This window comes from Streptomyces sp. NPDC102259 (assembly GCF_044766465.1).
Lineage (GTDB): Bacteria > Actinomycetota > Actinomycetes > Streptomycetales > Streptomycetaceae > Streptomyces.
Genome location: NZ_JBIWMA010000009.1, coordinates 102,880 through 119,083 on the forward strand (window position 1 = coordinate 102,880; position 16,204 = coordinate 119,083).

The window sequence follows — 16,204 nt, forward strand, 5'->3', positions numbered from 1 at the left end:
GTTCGCCGTCAGGCACCGGTCCTAACAGTCCGCTCATAATTCGGACTTACGTTCCTGTGTGTGACGCGACACGAGGAGCAGGGCGACGCGGGCAGACGGACGGGCCGGCGGTCGAGAGTGCTGAAGGCCGCCGGCATCGCACTGGCCGCCGCCCTGGTGGTGGGCATCGGGACGGCGGGCTGGGCCTACTGGCACCTCAACGACAACATCAAGAGCGTCGACATCGACAACGCGCTCGGCGACGAACGCCCCGCGAAGGCGGTCACGACCCCGGCGCCGTCCGGCTCGGCGCCCGCCTCCCCGCTGCCCACCGAGGCGGTCAACATCCTGGTGCTGGGCTCGGACTCGCGCAGCGGCAAGGAGAACCAGGCGCTCGGCGGCGGTGACAGTTCCGGCGCCCGCTCCGACACCGCGATGGTCGTGCACATCGACGCGGGCCGGACGTCGGCCACCGTCGTCAGCATCCCGCGCGACACCCTCGTCACCCGCCCCTCCTGCCCGCTGTCCGACGGCGGTTCGACGGCGGTGGCGTACGGCGCGATGTTCAACACCGCCTACTCGGTCGGCGGTCCCGTCTGTGCCGTGAAGACGGTCGAGTCGATCACCGGCGTCCGCATGGACCACTACATCGAGGTCGACTTCTCGGGCTTCGCGAAGCTCGTGGACGCGCTCGGCGGGGTCACCGTCACCACCGACGAGGACATCGACGACGACGACAGCCATCTGCACCTCGCGGCCGGCACCCACCATCTGGACGGCACCCGGGCGCTCGCCCTGGCCCGCACCCGGCACGGCATAGGCGACGGCAGCGACCTCGGTCGGATAGGCCTCCAGCAGACCCTGGTGAAGGCCCTGTTGGCGCAGATCGCCTCGACCGACCTGCTGACCAGCCCCACCCGGCTCTACCAGGTCGCCGACGCGGTCACCGGCAGCCTCACCACGGACACCGGCCTGAACTCCCTCGCCGAGCTGATGGAACTCGGCCAGAGCCTGAAGGGCCTCTCGGCGGCCGGACTCAGGACGGTGACCATGCCCGTCGTGACGGCCCCCTCCGACCCCAACCGGGTGGTGGCACGGGAACCGGCGGCGAGCGAGCTGTGGGAGTCGCTGAGGTGAGGGCGAAGGGGGGCGTGAGCTGCGGAAACGCCGACCGGAAAACTTTCCCCGGAAAAAGTCCGGCGAGGGTGTCGATCCGGCCGTCCCCCGTTCGACGAAGGGGTGAGAGGCCGGGAAGGACCCGGCTCACCGCACCCGAGGGAGTCACCATGCCCCGCTACCTGTCGCTCGTGAAGATCGACGAGGCCACCGCCCCCGCCGAGGGCCCCAGCCCCGAGCTGATGCAGCGGATGGGCGAGCTGATCGAGGAGGTCACCAAGGCCGGCGTCATGCTCGACACCGCCGGACTCACCCCGTCCGCGCAGGGCGTCCGCGCGCACTGGGAGGGCGGGAAGATCTCCCTCACCGACGGCCCCTTCACCGAGTCCAAGGAGGTCGTCGGCGGCTACGCGCTCATGCAGTGCAAGGACATGGCCGAGGCCATCGAGTGGACGAAGCGGTTCCTGAAGGTGCACGAGGAGCACTGGACGGTGACCTGTGAGGTGCGGGAGATCGCGGAGGGCTGAGCCTGAGCCGGCCGAGCCTGAGCCTGGCCGAGCCTGAGCCTGGCCGAGCCTGAGCCTGGCCGAGCCTGAGCCTTCCTTGGCCTGAACGACTGCCGGGGTGTTCGATGGTGGGCTGTGGAACAACAGCCCGCCTCGAACCCCCGAAGCGCCCCGGATCCCCGCGCCGCCCTGGATCCCCGTACCGCCATCGAGACCGTCTTTCGTCTCGAGTCGCCCCGTGTCATCGCCGCCGTCGCCCGTGTCGTCCGGGATGTCGGCATCGCGGAGGAGCTGGCGCAGGACGCGCTGGTCGCCGCCCTGGAGCAGTGGCCGCGCGACGGGGTGCCGGACAACCCCGGCGCCTGGCTCACCGCCACCGCCCGGCATCGCGCCGTCGACCTGGTCCGCCGCCGGGAGAACTACGCCCGCAAGCTCCAGGAGATCGGCCACGGCCTGGACCCGACGGCCCCGCCGGAGGAGCCCGCCGACCCCGACGCCATCGACGACGACCTGCTCAGGCTCGTCTTCACCGCCTGTCACCCGGTGCTGTCCGCCGAGGCCCGCATCGCCCTCACCCTGCGCCTGCTCGGCGGCCTGAGCACACCCGAGATCGCCCGCGCCTTCCTGGTCCCCGAACCGACCGTCGCCCAGCGCATCGTCCGCGCCAAGAAGACCCTGGCCACCAGGAACATCGCCTTCGAGGTGCCGTACGGACCCGACCGCGAGGCCCGGCTCGGCTCGGTCCTCGACGTCATCTACCTCATCTTCAACGAGGGGTACGCGGCCACCGCGGGCGACGACTGGCTGCGCCCGGCACTGTGCGAGGACGCGCTGCGGCTGGCCCGGCAACTGGCGGCCCTGATGCCGAAGGAGCCCGAGGTCCACGGTCTGGTCTCGCTGCTGGAGTTCCAGGCGTCCCGCACGGCCGCCCGCACCGCCCCCGACGGCAGGCCCGTCCTCCTCAGGGACCAGGACCGGCGCCGCTGGAACCGCATGCTCGTCGCCCGTGGCATCGCCGCCCTCGACCGGGCCGGCGCCGCCGCGACCGGCGCTCCCGGCCCCTACGCCCTCCAGGCCGCCGTGGCCGCCTGCCACGCGCACGCCCACACCTACGAGGACACCGACTGGTCGGCCATCGCCACCCTGTACGGACTGCTGGCCGCCCGGTCCCCGTCGCCGGTCGTCGAACTCAACCGCGCGGTCGCCGTGTCGATGGCGGACGGCCCCGGGCCCGCGCTGGAGATCGTCGACGGGCTCGTCGCCGAACCGACGCTGCGCGACTACCACCTCCTGCCCAGCGTCCGCGGCGACCTGCTGCTGCGGCTGGGCCGGACGGCGGAGGCGAGGGCCGAGTTCGAACGGGCGGCCGAGCTGACGGGCAACGAGCGGGAACGGGAGCTGCTGCGGGCACGGGCCGACGAGAGCCGACCCGGCTGAAGCACCTCGAACCCCGCAATCCAAAGCCCTTGTAATTTCGAACGTTTGTTGGCCGTAAATACGTTCCCTTTGTGGTGGCGGCGACCTAGAGTGATCCGGCCGCTGTGAAGCGACTGTGCGGCCCAGGGAAATGGCGACGGGGGACGACGCCGACCCGGCCCACGCGCCCACACGCGGCTCCGACGACATCATGTGATCCCCGGGGGTCGACAACTTGAGACTGTTCACGCGCCGCCGTGCCGCGGCGCTCGCCACCGTGGCGGCGCTCGCCGCCACGGGCACCCTGGCCGCCGCACCCGGCGCCGTCGCCGACGACGCCGGGCCCTGGCCGGGCACCGAAGGCAAGATCCTCAACGACGGCGGGTTGCTCATCGACCCCGTCACCGGCAGCACCAGCACGATCCCCAACGTGGGGAGCTACGCCACCTGGGCACCCGACGGAAGCCGCGTGGTCAGCGTCTCCGGCCAGATCTCCAGCGTGCTGCCCAACGGCACCAAGAAGATCACCCTGCCGTGGGCGCAGGGCCTGCGCTCCAGCGCCCCGTACGAGGACCTGACCTTCTGGAACGGCGGCCGCTACGTCGTCTTCGCCAGCGGCGGCCAGCTCGCCTACGGGCCCTCCGACGCGTCGTGGGCGCCCGGACCGCTGCTGCCGGCGAACCTCGAACCGGCCACCGTCTGCGACTCGGAACCGAGCGTGAACGTCAAGGGCCTGGTCGCCTTCGAGCGCCGCTCGGGCAGCTGTGACGCCGGTGCCGGCGTGTACGTCTACGACGGCGCGACGAAGACGGTCAAGCTCGCCCTGGCCGACGCCGAGCAGCCCGCCTGGTCGCCGGACGGCACCAAGCTGGCGTTCGTCCGGGCCGACGCCGACGGCAACCCCCAGATCTTCACGGCGAACGCCGACGGCACCGACGTCAAGCAGCTCACCACCGGCCCGCGCCGGTACGCCGACCCGTCCTGGTCGCCCACCGGCAAGCGGATCCTCCTCGACGCCCACACCTCGCCGAACAGCGACGACGTGCACACCGTCGAGTACGTCGACACGACGAGCGGCGAGCTGACCCCGGTCACCGGCGCGGCGCAGAGCGGCCACGTCGGGAACCCCAGCTGGCAGCCCCTGCGCAAGAACAGCACCGCGCGGGTCTGGGGCGCCAACGCCTATCTCACCGCCACCGCCTCCTCCCGCTGGACCTGGAACACCGTCGGCCAGAGCGAGCCCGGCCTGATGAACGCCAAGTCCGCGGTGCTGGTCAACCAGGACGACCCGGCGTACGCCGTCACCGCGCCCGCCCTGGCCGGCCGGAAGGAGGGCCCGGTGCTGATGACCCAGAAGACCGGGCTGTCCTCGACGACGAAGAACGAGCTGAAGCGGATCCTGAAGCCGGGCCTGCCCGTGTACCTGACCGGCAGCACGTCCGTCCTCGACAACGCGGTCGCCAGTCAGGTGAAGGCGCTCGGCTACGTTCCCGTCCGGCTGACCGGCGCGGACCGCTACGCGACCTCGGTGATGGTCAGCAAGACCATCAGCTCCGCCCCCAAGTACGTCTTCCTGGCCGGCGGCACCGAGTACCGCGCGGCGCTCTCGGCTGCGGCCGCGGCCGGCTCCGACGGCGCCGCCAGCGCGGGCGGTGTCGTACTCACCAACGGCACCAAGCTGACCGCGTCGGTGCAGTCGTACCTCAACAGCCTGAACCCGGACAAGACCATGATCATCACGGTCGGTTCGGCGGCGAAGTACGCGCTGACCCACTCGAGCTTCTCGCGCTGGCCGTCGACGTACTCGTACTACCCGATCTCGGGCGCCACGGACCCGTCGATCTCGGTGGCCATCGCCCTGTTCTGGTGGTCCGCGCCGAGTCAGACCGGCCTCGCCTACTCCGGCTCCTGGCGCGACGGCGTGTCGGCGGCCTCGGCGATGAACGTCTTCGGACCGCTCCTGTGGACCACCAGCGCCGCAGCCCCGTCACCCGAGCTCACCAGCTACTACCAGCGTGAGACGGCCAGCGTCCACTTCACGGCGGCCTTCGGCGTCAACAGCTCGATCTCCCCGGCCGCGCTGAACACCGTGGGCGCCACGATGGGCGCGGGCAGCGCCTACGTCGACTACCGCGCGTACTTCAACGGCGTCATCCCGCCGAGCACGTCGGCGAGCGCCTTCGCCGCGCGCACCGACGGCGACGCCCGGGCCACCACCGTGCAGCGCCCCGGCGCGGTCGGCGCCCAGCCGAACCTGGCACCGCTCAAGACGCTCCACCGGCAGTAACGGCCGACCCGGCGGGGGCCCCGACGAGCATCGTCGGCGCCCCCGCCACCCGCGTCAGGAACACGGTCGCCGAGTTCGGCCCCTGCCCCTTGGGCAGCACCTTCTTCCGCAGCTCCTCCGGCTCCACCGCCGACCCCCGCTTCTTCACGGTCAGAATGCCGACCCCCCGCTCCCGCAGCAGCGCCTTCAACTTCTTCACGTTGAACGGCAGCCGGTCGGTGATCTCGTAGGCGGTGGCGTACGGGGTCGGGCGCAGACCGTCGGCGGTGATGTACGCGATGGTCTCGTCGATCAGCCCGCCGTCGAGCTGCCGGGCCACGTCGGCGACCAGATGGGCCCGGATGACCGCGCCGTCGGGCTCGTACAGATACCGCCCGACCGGCCGGACGTCCGGGTTGGGCAACCCGGCGCCGAGCAGCGTCCGCGGCCCCGGGAGCAGGGTGGCCCGCACGGCCCCCGGCTCGGTGCCGAACCAGAGCACCGCCTCCTTCACGTCCCCGCCGTCCGAGATCCACTCGGCCTCGGCCTCGGCCGGGATCGCCTCGTGCGGCACGCCGGGCGCGATCTTCAGGGCGGCGCGCGGGGCGGCGAGGGCGGCGCCGACGGCCCACGACAGGGGCGGCGAGTAAGCCTCGGGATCGAAGATACGGCCGCGGCCTCCCCTGCGCGCCGGATCGACGAACACGGCGTCGTAGCCGCCGGTGTCCACTTCGGTGACGTCCGCCTCGCGTACCTCGATCAGCTCGCTCAGCCCCAGCGCGTCGGCGTTCGCGCGCGCCGCCTCCGCCGTGACCGGGTCCCGGTCCACGGCCAGCACCCGGATCCCGGCCCGGGCGAGCGCGATCGCGTCACCGCCGATCCCGCAGCACAGGTCGGCGACGGACGTCACGCCGAGCGCCTTCATCCGGTCGGCCCGGTGGCCGGCGACACTCGCCCGTGTCGACTGCTCCACCCCGTTCGGCGTGAAGAACATCCGCTCCGCGTCCTCGGCTCCGAACTTCGCCGCCGCCCGCTGCCGCAGCCGGGCCTGGCCGAGCGCCGCGGACACCAGATCGGCGGGGTGCGCGCGGCGCAGCCGGGTGGCGACGGCGAGCTCGTCGGCGGGAGCGGTGCCACGCACCAGGTCGAGGAGGGCACGGCCCTCGGCGGAGAGGAGGGGAGCGAGGTCGTTCACCACCTCATTGTCGACCAGCCACCCGCCGCGACGGTCACCGCCCGCCGCCGCCGGTCTCTTTGGGCCAGTCGGTGGACGGTGTGTCTCCGGCGGCGGTGTCGGACGGGGTTGCGCAGCGGTGACTGCGAGGATCCGGCGCCATGGGACCTGTCGTACAAAATGATGACAAGCACGGCTGTTCTCGGACACCGCGTCGGCGCGGACGGGCGCGCGGTCGTGCGGACGGTCGTCTGGGCGGTCGTGCGGACGGGCGTGCGAACGGTCGTGCGGACGGGCATGTGAACGGTCGTGTGGGCGGTCGTGTGGGCGTCCGGAGCCTCATCGCCGTCCTCGCGCTGGCCACCATCGCCTCGGGCTGCGCGGGAGGCGGCGAGGGCGCCGGCCGCCCGGCGCGCCCCGCGCCGGGCCAGCAGCCCGAGAAGGCGGGGCCGCCCCCCGAGGCGCCGCCCGCCCGCGCCCTGCACGCGTACGCCTCCAGGCTCCGCGCCGCGCACCAGGCCCGGGTCGTCGCGGCGAAGCGCTGGGGCCTGAAGAAGGCCCCGTTGACACCCCCGGCGCCGCCCGCGCACCCACCGGAGATCACCACCCGCAAGGGCTTCGAGGTCGACGATCACGAAGAACTCGGCCTCCCGCCGGTCTTCACCACGATCCCGACCGAAGACCGGGTCGTCTTCCTCACCATCGACGACGGCGCCGAGAAGGACCCGGCGTTCCTGCGCATGATGAGCGAGCTGAAGATCCCGTACACCGCCTTCCTCAGCGACTACCTCGTCAAGGACGACTACGGCTACTTCAAGCAGATGCAGGACCGGGGCGTGGGGCTGAACAACCACACCCTGCACCACCCCTACCTGCCCGCCCTCTCCTACGCCCGCCAGAAGCGCGAGATCTGCGGCATGCAGGACGTCATCGAGAAGCGCTACGGCAGGCGCCCCACCCTCTTCCGGCCGCCCTTCGGCAACTACGACCAGGACACCCTGCGCGCCGCGAAGACCTGCGGCGTGCGCTACGCCCCGCTCTGGGCCGAGGAGGTCTTCGTCGACCACTGGGAGTACCGCGAGTGGGACCAGGACCTCCACCCCGGCGACATCGTCCTGAGCCACTTCCGCGGCCGCGGCGACTGGAAGGGCACGATGCCCGACATGGTCCGCCGGTTCCTGAACAAGGTCACGGCGAAGGGGTACGCGGTGGCGCGACTGGAGGACTACCTGTGAGGACGCGGGGGCTGCCGACCGTACTGCTGATCCTGACGACCCTCACGACACTGGCGGCCCTGGCGGGCTGCGCCCAGTCCGTCGACCCGATCGAACGGCTCGGCAAGAAGGCCGCCGCCCGGGTCCGCCCGCACGGCCCGGCCGGGCAGGACGCCTACCGCCGCTGGGGCCTGACGGCGCCCCTGGCCCCCGCACCGCGCCATCCCGCCCGCTCCCTGGCGGGCAGTCCCGGAGCGGCCTTCCCGCCGGTCGTCGACCACGTCCCGACCGCCGACCGGGTCGTCTTCCTCACCTACGACGACGGGGCCGAACGCGACCCCCGTTTCGTCGACATGGTCCGCGAACTGCGTCTCCCGGTGAGCATGTTCCTCACGGACAGCGTGGTGGGCCCGGGCTACGCCCACTTCGCCCGCCTCCGGTCCGTCGGCGCGAACATCCAGAACCACACCCTGGACCACCCGGCCCTGCGCGGCCTGCCCTACGCCGGCCAGCGCGCCGAGATCTGCGGCCAGCAGGACAAGCTCCGCTCCCGTTTCGGCCTGCGCCCCCGCCTCTTCCGCCCGCCCTACGGCGCCTACGACACCACCACCCGACGCGCCGCCGCCGACTGCGGCATCGCGGCCATCGTCCTCTGGCGCGCGGCGATGGGCCCCACCGACCTCACCTACACCTACGGCCCCCACCGCCTCCACCCCGGCGACATCATCGCCGTGGCCCCGGACGAGTCGACGGGCCCGGGCCTGAGACAACGGACGACGAGCCTGCTGCGACGCGTACAGGAGCAGGGCCTGACGGTGGCCAGATTGGAGGACTACGTCTGAGAACCCCCGAGGGCCCCACTGCCGGGGGAACCTTCCAGTACCGGCCGGGGGTCTGTTTTTCAGCCCGTCCGGCGTTCGAGGACGAGGCCCCTTCAGGGCCGACGGCGGGGGCCTGGAGGCGGCAGCCCCCAGCGCGCGGGACCACACCGACACACGGCGACAGGGCCTCTCACCCCCGCTCGAAATCCGGCCGACGCGCCGCACTCATTGGCACTCCGCTTGACCGAGTGCTAATCACGGTCATAGTCTCAGTTCTGGCACTCCCCACTGGAGAGTGCCAACACGCGACGGGCAGGTCCGGCACCCGCGACGACGGATCCACCTGGTCGCCACCTCAGACAGTTAGCCCCGTGAGATCTCCGAAGGGGGAGGTCGGATCGTGACGACCACCAGCTCCAAGGTTGCCATCAAGCCGCTCGAGGACCGCATTGTGGTCCAGCCGCTCGACGCCGAGCAGACCACCGCCTCTGGCCTGGTCATCCCGGACACCGCGAAGGAGAAGCCCCAGGAGGGGGCTGTCCTCGCTGTGGGCCCGGGTCGCTTCGAGAACGGCGAGCGCCTGCCGCTCGACGTCAAGGTCGGCGACGTCGTCCTGTACAGCAAGTACGGCGGTACCGAGGTGAAGTACAACGGCGAGGAGTACCTCGTCCTCTCGGCTCGCGACGTGCTCGCGATCATCGAGAAGTAATTCACCCAGTTTTGCAGTGAACTGCGCTCCTGGCCCCGCGTCTTTGTGAAGCCGGGAGCTGGGGGCGCAGTTCGTTTCTCCCACGTTTTCCGAGAGGGCTGACCGCTCCCATGGCGAAGATCCTGAAGTTCGACGAGGACGCCCGTCGCGCCCTCGAGCGCGGCGTCAACAAGCTTGCCGACACGGTCAAGGTGACGATCGGCCCCAAGGGCCGCAACGTCGTCATCGACAAGAAGTTCGGCGCCCCCACCATCACCAACGACGGTGTCACGATCGCCCGCGAGGTCGAGCTCGACGACCCGTACGAGAACCTCGGTGCCCAGCTGGTGAAGGAGGTGGCGACCAAGACCAACGACATCGCGGGTGACGGTACGACCACCGCCACCGTGCTCGCCCAGGCGCTGGTACGCGAGGGTCTGAGGAACGTTGCCGCGGGCGCCTCCCCGGCCGCCCTGAAGAAGGGCATCGACGCCGCCGTCAAGGCCGTGTCCGAGGAGCTCCTCGCCACCGCCCGTCCGATCGAGGACAAGGCCGACATCGCCGCCGTCGCCGCGCTGTCCGCGCAGGACACGCAGGTCGGCGAGCTCATCGCCGAGGCGATGGACAAGGTCGGCAAGGACGGTGTCATCACCGTCGAGGAGTCCAACACCTTCGGCCTGGAGCTGGACTTCACCGAGGGCATGGCCTTCGACAAGGGCTACCTGTCGCCGTACTTCGTGACGGACCAGGAGCGCATGGAGGCCGTGCTCGAGGACCCCTACATCCTCATCAACCAGGGCAAGATCTCCTCCATCGGAGACCTGCTGCCGCTGCTGGAGAAGGTCATCCAGACCAACTCCTCCCGCCCGCTGCTGATCATCGCCGAGGACCTCGAGGGCGAGGCCCTGTCGACCCTGGTCGTGAACAAGATCCGCGGCACCTTCAACGCGGTCGCCGTCAAGGCCCCCGGCTTCGGTGACCGTCGCAAGGCGATGCTCCAGGACCTGGCGGTCCTCACCGGCGCCACCGTCATCTCCGAAGAGGTCGGCCTCAAGCTCGACCAGGTCGGCGTGGACGTGCTCGGCTCCGCCCGCCGCGTCACCGTCACCAAGGACGACACCACGGTCGTCGACGGTGCCGGCGACTCCTCCGAGGTCCAGGGCCGCGTCGGCCAGATCAAGGCCGAGATCGAGAACACCGACTCCGACTGGGACCGCGAGAAGCTCCAGGAGCGCCTCGCGAAGCTGGCCGGCGGCGTGTGCGTCATCAAGGTCGGCGCCGCCACCGAGGTGGAGCTGAAGGAGAAGAAGCACCGTCTGGAGGACGCCATCTCCGCGACCCGCGCCGCGGTCGAGGAGGGCATCGTCTCCGGTGGTGGCTCCGCGCTCGTCCACGCCGCCAAGGTGCTGGAGGACGGCCTGGGCAAGACCGGCGACGAGGCCACCGGTGTCGCCGTCGTCCGCCGCGCCGTCGTCGAGCCGCTGCGCTGGATCGCCGAGAACGCGGGCCTCGAGGGCTACGTCATCACCTCCAAGGTTGCCGAGCTCGACAAGGGCCAGGGCTTCAACGCCGCGACCGGCGAGTACGGCGACCTGGTCAAGGCCGGCGTCATCGACCCGGTCAAGGTCACCCGCTCCGCCCTGGAGAACGCCGCCTCCATCGCCTCCCTCCTCCTGACGACCGAGACCCTGGTCGTCGAGAAGAAGGAAGAGGAAGAGCCGGCCGCCGCGGGCCACGGCCACGGTCACTCCCACTGACGCAGCGCGTCGGTACACCGACCCGGGCCGGTAGGCACCGACCCAGGTCGTCGGCACGGCAGAGGCCCGGCACCCCACGGACAAGGGGTGCCGGGCCTCGGCGTCTCCTACCGCTCCAGCCCGTCCAGCGCCCCCAGCTGCGCCATCAGCCCCAGCCGGTCGTACTGCCACCAGGCCTCGGCGATCTTCCCGTCCTCCCGGCACCGGAAGACGGTCGTGCCGGTCATCGTGACCCGCTTCCCGGTGGCCGGGATCCCCATGAAGTCGCCCTTGTGGGTGCCGCTCCAGGTCCACCGGTTGCACACGCGGTCGCCCTGCTCGATCTGGTCGTCGAGCGAGAAGGCGAGGTCGAAACCGCCCCGCCACATCTCGATCTCCCGGCGCATCGCGTCCATCCCGATGGTGTCCTGCTCGTTGGCGGGATCATGGTCGTGGTACTCCTCGGCCATCAGAGAGTCCAGCGCCGGCAGCTCGCCCCGTGTGCCGATCGTCTCGAAGAACCGCCGCGCCGTCGCGGCGTACAGCTGCTCGTCCCGTACGACGTCGAGATCCGTGAAGGTCGGCATCTCGTCGCACAGGGCCACCAGCTCCCGGAAGACCTTGTCGGTCTCCGGCAGGTTCGAGTTCCGCATCGCCTCCTCGTACGAGGGGAACTCCACGATCTCTATGAAGTGCGAGGCGTCGGAGCGGTCCTTGCCGACCACCGCGTGCGACGCGGTCCGCTTGCCCTTGGTCTGTTCGACCCAGGTGTCCATCAGCCGGTCCATCTCGTCGAACCGGCTGGTCTTGCAGTCGATGAGCTGTACGAACGTCATGACGCCGCCTCCGGCCCCCCTGGGTCCGGTCCCTGTCACGCCCATTTTCCCACTGGAGCGCCGACGCCACCCGCCCATCGCCGGGCCCGCTACTGAGGTCCGTACTTCCGGCCCGTCCTCGAGCTGATTCCACCCAGCAGCGAGCGGGGCGTCACCTTCACCAGGCCCATCAGCGCCTTGTAGCGCGGGTCGGGGATCGACAGCGACTTCCCGCGCGCCAGGTCGTGCAGCGCCGCCGCGACCAGCTTGTCCGCGTCCAGCCACATCCAGCCCGGGATGTTGTCCGTGCCCATTCCGGCCCGCTCGTGGAACTCCGTGCGCACGAACCCCGGGCACAGCGCCATCAGCCGCACCCCGCTGCCCGCCAGGTCCTTCGCCGCGCCCTGGGTGAACTGCACGACCCACGCCTTGGACGCCCCGTACGTCCCGCGCGGCACGAAGGCCGCCACCGAGGCCACGTTGACGACACCGCCGCGTCCGCGCTCGCGCATCGCCGCCGTCGCCGCGGACGTCAGCCGCAGCACGGCCTCGCAGTGCACCTTGAGCATCTTCAGCTCGTCGGCCATGGAGACGTCGAGGTAGCGGCCCTTGTTGCCGAAGCCGGCGTTGTTGATCAGCAGGTCGACGGGGTTCTTGCGGTCACCGAGCCGGGCCGCCACCGCCTCGATGCCCTCGTCCGTGGCGAGGTCGGCCGTCAGCACCTCCGCCTCGATGCCGTGCCGGTCGTGCAACTCGGTCGCCTGCTCGCGCAGCCGCTTGATGTCCCGTGCCACGAGGACGAGATCATGCCCGTCCGCCGCCAGTCTGCGCGCGAACGCGGCGCCGATGCCCGCGGTCGAACCCGTAATCAGAGCCGTTGTCATGGCAGAAGATTAGTGACCCGGACTACGGGCGTCCGTTCTCTGCACGTGGCCTCCCGAAGGTGAAGACCGCGTGCGCATGCCCCGCGCACGCGCGTCCCGCGCCCGCTCCCGTGACGCCGACTCAGCCCCCTTGCCTCTCCCCGTACTTCTCCCCGGCCCGGTCCGCGTACTTCGCCACGTACTCCCGGGCCGCCGCCAGCGATTCCGAGTGCAGCGCCTCGCCCGCCGCGAGCAGCCGGGGCAGCAGCTCCCGGTGCGTGGTGACCGCCTGGAACTGCATCCTGGCCGTCACCTCGTGCTCCGGCAGGTGGACGATCCGCACCGGGTCCCCCGCGCGGATCTCACCCGGCACGACGACCCGCAGATACGCGCCCGTGGCCGCCTTCTCGGTGAACCGCCGCACCCACCGCTCCTCGCCGACATGGCCCTGGAAGGTGCGGCACGGTATCCGCCCGGCGGTCACCTCCAGCACCACGTCAGGACCGATCTGCCAGCGTTCGCCGATCAGCGCGCCGGATACGTCGAGACCCGCGGTGGTGAGGTTCTCGCCGAACGCGCCGTCGGCCAGCGTGCGCCCCAGCTCGCGCTCCCAGTCGTCGAGGTCCTCGCGCGCGACGGCGTACACCGCCTGGTCGTCCCCGCCGTGGTGACGCAGGTGGCACACCGCGTCCCCGGCCAGCCCGCTCGCCCCGACGCCCTTGGGGCCGGGCGCCGCGACCCGCACGGGCCCCTCGACCGGCCGCTTGTCGATCCCGGTCAGGCCTTGCGGCTGGTCGGTGTACGGCACGGCCTTCGGGCGGCCCAGATTGACAGACAGAAGCCTCATAGCGGCACGGTACGAGCCCGGAGGTCAAAGTGTCGACGCATTATTCGCCCGGCTGCCCAAGGCTCCCTTATGCTCGGAGAATGATCGAGGCCCGTCATCTCCGCGTCCTGCGCGCCGTGGCCGCCACCGGCTCCTTCTCGGCGGCCGGGCGCGAACTGGGCTGCACCCAGCCCGCCGTCAGCCAGCAGATGAAGGCCCTGGAGGCGTCCGTCGGCACTCCCCTGCTGATCCGCAGCGGACGCGAGATGCGACTGACCCAGGCGGGCGAGGCACTGGTCCGGCACGCGGTCGGCATCCTGTCCGGATTGACCGCCGCCGAGGAGGAGGTCGCCGCCATCGCGGGGCTGCGCGCCGGCCGGGTCCGGCTGGTGTCCTTCCCCAGCGGCAGCTCCACCCTCGTCCCCACCGCCCTCGCCGCCCTGCGCGCGGCCCACCCCGGCACCCGGGTCTCCCTGGAGGAGGCCGAGCCGCCGAAGTCGGTCGAGCTGCTCCGCGAGGGCGACTGCGACATCGCGCTCGCCTTCCGCTACGAACGCGCGACGGGCGCAGGCGACGCCGAGCAGGCGGGCGAAGGCGAATGGGACGACCTGGTCGTACGGCCGCTGCTGACGGACCGGCTGGTCGCCCTCGTCCCCGAACGGCACCGCCTCGCGCGCACGGGGCCCTCGGGGTCCGTCGCCATCGGCGACCTCGCCGACGAGCCGTGGATCGCCGGCTGTCCGCGCTGCCGCGGCCAGCTGGTCCAGGTGTGCGAGAGCGCGGGCTTCACGCCCCGCATCGACTTCGCGACCGACGACTATCCGGCCGTGGTCGGTCTGGTGGGCGCGGGACTCGGCGTCGCGGTGCTGCCCCAGCTCGCGATCGAGTCCGTCCGACCGCGTGGCGCCCGCGCGGTGACACTGGAACCGGCAGTGCGGCGGGAGATCGTCGCGCTCACCCTGCCCGACCTGGCCCAGGTGCCCGCGGTGTCGGCCACGCTGGAGCAGCTGGGGCGGGCGGCGGCGCGCATCGGCTGACGGCAGTCGAAAGCGGCGGGCACACGTGTGCCCGCCGCTTTTTTCGGGACCGCTGCTTCACCGCGCTTTGCAGAAACGTTCCTTCATGTGTTCGAGGAAGCGTCTCTCGCGCCCGACGACGCCGAGACCAGGCGATTGCGCGCCCGGCCCATCAGCTCCTCGCGCTCGTCCTCGGTCAACCCGCCCCACACGCCGTACGGCTCGCGTACCGCCAGCGCGTGCGCCGCGCACTGGGCGCGGACCGGGCACCTCATGCAGACCTCCTTGGCCGAGTTCTCTCGAGCGCTCCGAGCCGCCCCGCGCTCACCCTCCGGATGGAAGAAGAGCGAACTGTCCACCCCGCGGCAGGCAGCCAGGAGCTGCCAGTCCCACAGGTCCGCGTTCGGTCCGGGAAGGCGGGAGAAATCTGCCATTGCGTGACCCCTTGTAGCCGTTCAGAGCGGATACGGTGCCCACGACCGTACAACTACGATCTAAGGAGATGAAAATATGACTCATTGCGAATCTAGCCTCAGACACCAGTAAAAGGGAAGAAATAGGGCCGAATGGGGCACTGCTTGTGATGAAAGCTTGAGGGTCCGTGTGGTTGCCTCCTCTGTATCCGCCCCCTCACGTAGAGTGCCGAAGAATGCATGCGGCCCCGTAACTCTTTCGAGTGACCGTCGTTGAGAGTGCGGTGGCGGTTGAAAACACAAACGCTCGGGCAGGCGTCCGAGACGGTCGACCGCACAGGTGACGATTCGTAACAGCCTGGAGGCACAAGGTGACGCGCATCAGCTGCGGAGGGCGGCCATGACATCCGTCCTCGTCTGCGACGACTCCCCGCTTGCCCGAGAGGCGCTCCGCCGCGCGGTCGCGACCGTGCCCGGCGTCGAGCGCGTGACGACGGCGGCCAACGGCGAGGAAGTCCTCCGCCGCTGGGGTGCCGACCGCTCGGACCTGATTCTGATGGACGTACGCATGCCCGGACTGGGCGGCGTCGAGACCGTACGGCGGCTGTTGTCGGCCGACCCCGGAGCCCGCATCATCATGCTGACCGTCGCCGAGGACCTCGACGGCGTCGCCCTCGCGGTGGCCGCCGGCGCCCGCGGCTATCTGCACAAGGACGCCTCGCGTGCGGAACTGCGCGCGACCGTCACACAGGCGCTCGCCGACCCGACCTGGCGGCTCGCCCCGCGCCGGCTGCGCTCGGCCGAGATGGGCGCCGCGCCCACGCTCACCGCGCGTGAGATCCAGGTCCTCGAGGGGATGAGCCACGGCCGCTCCAACGCGGAGATCGGCCGTGAGCTGTTCCTCTCCGAGGACACGGTCAAGACGCACGCCCGCCGGCTCTTCAAGAAGCTCGGCGCCTCGGACCGCGCGCACGCGGTGGCGCTCGGCTTCCGGTGGGGCCTGGTCCGTTAGGAGCCGGTCCCGCCTGTCAGGTCCCGCCTGTCAGGTCCCCCTTGCCCGTCCCCGCCGCCCGTTCCTGCCGCCCGTCCCCACGGGCCCGGGAGCGGTCCGGAGCGGGGCGGGGCCAGGGCCGGTCCGGAGCGGGACGGGCCCCGGCCGGGCGGTGGTTCCGACCGGGTTCGGGTGACATCCGTCATTCAGCGAGGGGAGCGGGTCATGGGCGAACCTCCCTGCTCAGACGTGGTGTGGAGGTCGGGCGACGCCCCCTCCCACCGCACGGCGGGCGGGAGTGGCGCAGGCTCCCGCGGGATGCCCGCTGCTTGTTTCGCCGCGGATGCCGCATCCTTGAGTTGTG

15 protein-coding genes are annotated in these 16,204 nt (G+C 71.3%); 10 read left to right on the plus strand and 5 right to left on the minus strand.

Going from position 1 to position 16,204, the window contains the following annotated elements:
- The first annotated feature begins 60 nt into the window (after positions 1 to 60).
- From ACIRPU_RS22015 to ACIRPU_RS22030, 4 genes are all read left to right on the plus strand, one after another.
- Positions 61 to 1,116, plus strand: a complete 1,056-nt coding sequence (locus ACIRPU_RS22015) for an LCP family protein (RefSeq protein ID WP_403869718.1) — start codon at positions 61 to 63, stop codon at positions 1,114 to 1,116.
- 149 nt (positions 1,117 to 1,265) lie between these two features.
- On the plus strand, positions 1,266 to 1,622 hold the full coding sequence (locus ACIRPU_RS22020) for a YciI family protein (RefSeq protein ID WP_020132164.1): 357 nt from the start codon (positions 1,266 to 1,268) through the stop codon (positions 1,620 to 1,622).
- A gap of 114 nt (positions 1,623 to 1,736) precedes the next feature.
- Complete coding sequence (locus ACIRPU_RS22025) at positions 1,737 to 3,038, plus strand: RNA polymerase sigma factor (RefSeq protein ID WP_403869721.1); 1,302 nt, start codon at positions 1,737 to 1,739, stop codon at positions 3,036 to 3,038.
- Positions 3,039 to 3,252: 214 nt separating this feature from the next.
- The gene (locus ACIRPU_RS22030; RefSeq protein ID WP_403869724.1) at positions 3,253 to 5,304 is read left to right on the plus strand and encodes a cell wall-binding repeat-containing protein; all 2,052 of its coding nucleotides are present in this window, start codon (positions 3,253 to 3,255) and stop codon (positions 5,302 to 5,304) included.
- On the opposite strand, the gene ACIRPU_RS22035 is transcribed toward ACIRPU_RS22030, so the two are convergent.
- The gene (locus ACIRPU_RS22035; protein ID WP_403869727.1) at positions 5,282 to 6,478 is read right to left on the minus strand and encodes a methyltransferase domain-containing protein; all 1,197 of its coding nucleotides are present in this window, start codon (positions 6,476 to 6,478) and stop codon (positions 5,282 to 5,284) included. The genes ACIRPU_RS22030 and ACIRPU_RS22035 overlap by 23 nt on opposite strands.
- Before the next feature lie 320 nt (positions 6,479 to 6,798).
- Here ACIRPU_RS22035 and ACIRPU_RS22040 point away from each other — a divergent pair, with 320 nt between their 5' ends.
- The 4 genes from ACIRPU_RS22040 to groL all read left to right on the plus strand — a co-directional run bounded on the left by ACIRPU_RS22040 (position 6,799) and on the right by groL (position 10,937).
- Positions 6,799 to 7,692 (plus strand): polysaccharide deacetylase family protein, encoded by an 894-nt coding sequence (locus tag ACIRPU_RS22040; protein WP_403870115.1) that lies wholly within the window; start codon positions 6,799 to 6,801, stop codon positions 7,690 to 7,692.
- A complete protein-coding gene (locus ACIRPU_RS22045) occupies positions 7,689 to 8,513 on the plus strand; it encodes a polysaccharide deacetylase family protein (RefSeq protein ID WP_403869730.1) in 825 nt (274 codons plus the stop codon). Before ACIRPU_RS22040 ends, ACIRPU_RS22045 begins: the two co-directional genes overlap by 4 nt.
- Before the next feature lie 379 nt (positions 8,514 to 8,892).
- Complete coding sequence (gene groES, locus ACIRPU_RS22050; RefSeq protein ID WP_020132158.1) at positions 8,893 to 9,201, plus strand: co-chaperone GroES; 309 nt, start codon at positions 8,893 to 8,895, stop codon at positions 9,199 to 9,201.
- 110 nt (positions 9,202 to 9,311) lie between these two features.
- Entirely contained in the window at positions 9,312 to 10,937 is a 1,626-nt protein-coding gene (gene groL, locus ACIRPU_RS22055) for a chaperonin GroEL (RefSeq protein WP_384110880.1), read from the plus strand.
- A 107-nt stretch (positions 10,938 to 11,044) separates the two neighbouring features.
- Here the strand turns inward: groL and ACIRPU_RS22060 are convergent, their stop codons facing one another.
- The 3 genes from ACIRPU_RS22060 to ACIRPU_RS22070 form a co-directional block, all read right to left on the minus strand.
- A complete protein-coding gene (locus ACIRPU_RS22060; protein WP_403869733.1) occupies positions 11,045 to 11,752 on the minus strand; it encodes an ester cyclase in 708 nt (235 codons plus the stop codon).
- An 89-nt stretch (positions 11,753 to 11,841) separates the two neighbouring features.
- Positions 11,842 to 12,615 carry an SDR family oxidoreductase gene (locus ACIRPU_RS22065; RefSeq protein WP_314224700.1) on the minus strand — a complete coding sequence of 258 codons (774 nt, stop codon included), beginning with the start codon at positions 12,613 to 12,615 and terminating at the stop codon, positions 11,842 to 11,844.
- Positions 12,616 to 12,736: 121 nt separating this feature from the next.
- Positions 12,737 to 13,441: an MOSC domain-containing protein gene (locus ACIRPU_RS22070; RefSeq protein WP_403869736.1), complete on the minus strand. Its 705-nt coding sequence runs from the start codon at positions 13,439 to 13,441 to the stop codon at positions 12,737 to 12,739.
- Positions 13,442 to 13,521: 80 nt separating this feature from the next.
- On the opposite strand from ACIRPU_RS22070, the gene ACIRPU_RS22075 reads away from it, so the two are divergent.
- Positions 13,522 to 14,457 (plus strand): LysR family transcriptional regulator, encoded by a 936-nt coding sequence (locus ACIRPU_RS22075; protein ID WP_403869739.1) that lies wholly within the window; start codon positions 13,522 to 13,524, stop codon positions 14,455 to 14,457.
- An 83-nt stretch (positions 14,458 to 14,540) separates the two neighbouring features.
- Here ACIRPU_RS22075 and ACIRPU_RS22080 read toward each other — a convergent pair whose 3' ends face one another.
- Positions 14,541 to 14,870 (minus strand): WhiB family transcriptional regulator, encoded by a 330-nt coding sequence (locus tag ACIRPU_RS22080; RefSeq protein ID WP_020132152.1) that lies wholly within the window; start codon positions 14,868 to 14,870, stop codon positions 14,541 to 14,543.
- Positions 14,871 to 15,249: 379 nt separating this feature from the next.
- Here ACIRPU_RS22080 and ACIRPU_RS22085 point away from each other — a divergent pair, with 379 nt between their 5' ends.
- Complete coding sequence (locus tag ACIRPU_RS22085) at positions 15,250 to 15,861, plus strand: response regulator transcription factor (RefSeq protein ID WP_003948568.1); 612 nt, start codon at positions 15,250 to 15,252, stop codon at positions 15,859 to 15,861.
- Positions 15,862 to 16,204: the final 343 nt, after the last annotated feature.

What these genes read in the sequence shown, in the direction of transcription:
- ACIRPU_RS22020 (WP_020132164.1), top strand. Translation starts at nt 1,266, where the DNA reads ATGCCCCGCTACCTGTCGCTCGTGAAGATCGACGAGGCCACCGCCCCC.
- groL (WP_384110880.1), top strand. Translation starts at nt 9,312, where the DNA reads ATGGCGAAGATCCTGAAGTTCGACGAGGACGCCCGTCGCGCCCTCGAG.
- ACIRPU_RS22060 (WP_403869733.1), bottom strand. Translation starts at nt 11,752, where the DNA reads ATGACGTTCGTACAGCTCATCGACTGCAAGACCAGCCGGTTCGACGAG.
- ACIRPU_RS22065 (WP_314224700.1), bottom strand. Translation starts at nt 12,615, where the DNA reads ATGACAACGGCTCTGATTACGGGTTCGACCGCGGGCATCGGCGCCGCG.
- ACIRPU_RS22070 (WP_403869736.1), bottom strand. Translation starts at nt 13,441, where the DNA reads ATGAGGCTTCTGTCTGTCAATCTGGGCCGCCCGAAGGCCGTGCCGTAC.
- ACIRPU_RS22075 (WP_403869739.1), top strand. Translation starts at nt 13,522, where the DNA reads ATGATCGAGGCCCGTCATCTCCGCGTCCTGCGCGCCGTGGCCGCCACC.
- ACIRPU_RS22080 (WP_020132152.1), bottom strand. Translation starts at nt 14,870, where the DNA reads ATGGCAGATTTCTCCCGCCTTCCCGGACCGAACGCGGACCTGTGGGAC.
- ACIRPU_RS22085 (WP_003948568.1), top strand. Translation starts at nt 15,250, where the DNA reads ATGACATCCGTCCTCGTCTGCGACGACTCCCCGCTTGCCCGAGAGGCG.